The sequence below is a fragment of the Psychroflexus montanilacus genome (genome assembly GCF_020164535.1).
Taxonomy (GTDB): Bacteria; Bacteroidota; Bacteroidia; order Flavobacteriales; family Flavobacteriaceae; genus Psychroflexus; species Psychroflexus montanilacus.
Genome location: NZ_JAIQZC010000010.1, coordinates 1 through 388, shown reverse-complemented (window position 1 = coordinate 388; position 388 = coordinate 1). Strand labels below are relative to the sequence as shown.

The window sequence follows — 388 nt, the reverse complement described above, 5'->3', positions numbered from 1 at the left end:
TAAAGCAACCCGTACCGTAAACCGACACAGGTAGTTGGGATGAGAAATCTAAGGTGCTCGAGAGATTCATGGCTAAGGAACTAGGCAAAATGGGCCCGTAACTTCGGGAGAAGGGTCGCCCCCAACGATGTTGGGGGCCGCAGTGAAGAGGTCCAGGCGACTGTTTATCAAAAACACAGGGCTCTGCTAAATCGAGAGATGCAGTATAGGGCCTGACACCTGCCCGGTGCTGGAAGGTTAAGAGGAGATGTTAGCTTCGGCGAAGCATTGAATTGAAGCCCCAGTAAACGGCGGCCGTAACTATAACGGTCCTAAGGTAGCGAAATTCCTTGTCGGGTAAGTTCCGACCTGCACGAATGGTGCAACGATCTGGACACTGTCTCAGCCA

General features: G+C 52.3%; 1 rRNA gene. It reads left to right on the top strand.

The features are described 5' to 3' along the window. A 23S ribosomal RNA gene (locus LB454_RS13970) occupies nucleotides 1-388 on the top strand; the annotation flags it as partial.